The sequence below is a fragment of the Holospora curviuscula genome, from assembly GCF_002930195.1.
In the GTDB taxonomy this organism is placed as follows: domain Bacteria; phylum Pseudomonadota; class Alphaproteobacteria; order Holosporales; family Holosporaceae; genus Holospora; species Holospora curviuscula.
In genome coordinates this window covers 1-2599 of the sequence record NZ_PHHC01000077.1, presented here as the reverse complement: position 1 = coordinate 2599, position 2599 = coordinate 1, and the positions used below count along the sequence as shown (strand labels likewise).

Below are 2599 nucleotides of genomic sequence, written 5' to 3'. Positions count from 1 at the left end.
TCTACCTTTTTTTGTCCCTTCAGCTCCAGCCGTTCTTGGTCAGCTTTTTGCAGGGCGGTTTGCCCTGGATTTTCTGGAGCCGGGGCTTTTTTATCCCGGATCAGCCCCCGTTCTTGCCGCTGTTTTTCCTCTATTTTTCTGCGGGCACCGGTGGGGTGAGCGCCCTCTTTTTTCAGTATCCCCGGGCCCTTGTCTTTGCTTAAGGCGCTTCGCGCCAAGCGGATCCCTGCCTTGGCCAGGGTGCTCCCCACCCCTGCGCTGGCTAGATCCAAGGTTACGGATCCGGCGGCTAGGGCCCCCTGAGCGGCGGCGCTCCAGTAATTGCCCTCCTGGATCTCGTCGCCCACGTCTTTTACGCCCTGGGCTACATCGTAGGCTACTGCCAGAATGGTGGTGACAAAATTTTCCTCCAAGCCAGTGGTGGCCGCGGTGTCACAGGCCTGGATATCTCCGGAATCCTTGCCCGCCAAGGCTAACCCCGTAGCCAGAAGGATTCTTAGCGATGCCACCGCCCGACCTGCCAACGCCTGGGCTGCCTCCTGACAGCGCTGGGTATAGGCCTCCTGCCCTTCCCCCTGGGCTCTTTGAGGCAGCTGCTCTCGAATTCCTTCTGTAACGCCCTGCGCACACGTCTCCGCCGCCATGGTGGTTCCCGCCGCCAGAAGAGCCTGATTCCAGTCTCCAGTACCGCTTTCCAGAGCCTGGAGGGAGAGAGTGGAGGCCATGGCCAGGGCTCCGTGGAGTAATTTATGTTCCAGCCCCGAAAGGCCGCTACGATAGGCCTGGCCGATCTCTGAGGCTCCTGCGGCGGAGATCTGAAGAACACCTTGGCGGGCAAGGGTTTTTACAGGATTTTCCTGATACACCAAGCTATGGGCTGCCGTCGTTTTAGCCAAGTTCCCGGCGATTCCCAGGTCCCCAATCCCTAAGCTTAGCCCTTGAACCGCAAGGCTTTTCCCCGCTGCCTTGAGCATATCCGAGAGCTGGAGGGATTCGTGATTGGCCAGAGACTCCAGGCCTCCCTTTTGGATGAAGGCCTGAGCGGACGCTGCAAGCACGCCAGAGGCAAGACCTCCGCTGGCCCCTGCCAGAGCTGCAACGCCCACCCCCAACGCGGCCTTGAAGGCAGGCTTAAAGGTAGTACGAGGTCTCTGGGATTCTTCAGTAATAGAGGGCACGACCGTGCGGTGGATCTCGGTAAATTCTGGGCGAGGAACGATTTCCATACCCGAGGGGCGCTGGCCCGTCTTAGAAACGACTTCCAGGTGCGGCGTATCCACCGCCAAATGACCCTGAACAGAACAGTCCAGGTAGTCCACCCCTTGGCCTTGGCTGGCTTGAGTTTTCTGGAGAATTTTGCTGTCTCGGGTCACCGAAACCTTCTCAAATCCATCCTGCCCCAGGGCGGGGGTCAGAAGGAGCTTCTCCCTAGCCTCAATGCGCACCTCCCCCTTAAACTGGGTTCCCTGGAAGGCCCCGCGCCGCAGCGAAAGGTGGAGCCCTTCCAGCGGAGTCATGGCGGTGCTGGCCTGGCTGAGATCCGTAAACGGCTCAACGCGCACCCCCTCAATGGACCCGGGCACCGGCTGGGTGCTGTGGCGACGCTCTTGTATATATACATTATGAGAAGATTCAGAGGCGCTCCCATACCCGGGAATGCACCGGTAGCACTGCGCCTCCAGTACCCCCTGGCCCTTCATCTGCGTGCCCTGATGGAGGATGGCCCCCACCCGGCCGGAGATCTCCTGCGCCTCAATGCAAGAGGGATGAAATACCGAGCTGGAGCCCGTATATACCGCATCCTCCTTCCTCCCCGGCTCCCGATCTGCCCAAAAGGAACATAATTTTCGAAAGAATTTACCGATGCCCAATGCTAATAACCTCCTTGGGAAGAAGCAAGAGCTGGCCCCGGACGTATTGATAACAAGCTAAGCTTTCCTTTGCGGAATCTACATCTTTTTTCGCTCGATTTATTTCTGGTTCGGAATTAGCATTTTTTAGAGTTATTTCGTCTTGCTCTAATATATTTTTCCATTCCGAAATTCCATCCTCCAACAGACTCAACACCAGGTCCCGCTTCCCCAAGGGTAAAGCATCCACTATGGGAAGCTCGGGAAGTACTTCCGGCGTAATAGGTCTAAAAGTTTGAAAAATCATACTAAACATGAAATCACCAGCAAATCCCCGGGCCCCAGGATGCAGTAGATGTAAAGAGCGCATGAGCCAAGGCATATAACCCGGAGCATTCGTTACAACGCTTAACATTGGCTCAGTCCACATACCGTTCATATCCCAGGGCCAGGCTTCTTTACCATCGGGAGGAAAATACCGCATCACTTCGGGAATAAAAGAAGGGTCTTTTAAGAAAGACAGCGCTCTAAATAAATAATAGAAACACCAAGAAGCCCGTTCGTATTCATAGAAATCTCCGATAAGTTCATAAAAATTAATTTCTCGTTCTCCAAGATCCCACATTTCAAAATAATGGGCTAACCTTTCGAGAAGCTCTTTTTTTACTGCAAATTTTGGAAGAAATTTCCTCCAATGCTCTTCTTCTTGTCCTCCTAAAGCATGAATTTTCCATTCATAAATTTCATCC

2 protein-coding genes are annotated in these 2599 nt (G+C 54.4%); both read right to left on the bottom strand.

The window, feature by feature from the left end:
* Positions 1–1871, bottom strand: a 1871-nt coding sequence (locus HCUR_RS01810) for a hypothetical protein (protein WP_129591839.1), incomplete at its 3' end; no start/stop codon positions are given.
* A partial coding sequence (locus HCUR_RS08245) for a hypothetical protein (RefSeq protein ID WP_165780637.1) occupies positions 1858–2599 on the bottom strand: 742 nt, incomplete at its 5' end. The genes HCUR_RS08245 and HCUR_RS01810, both read right to left, overlap by 14 nt.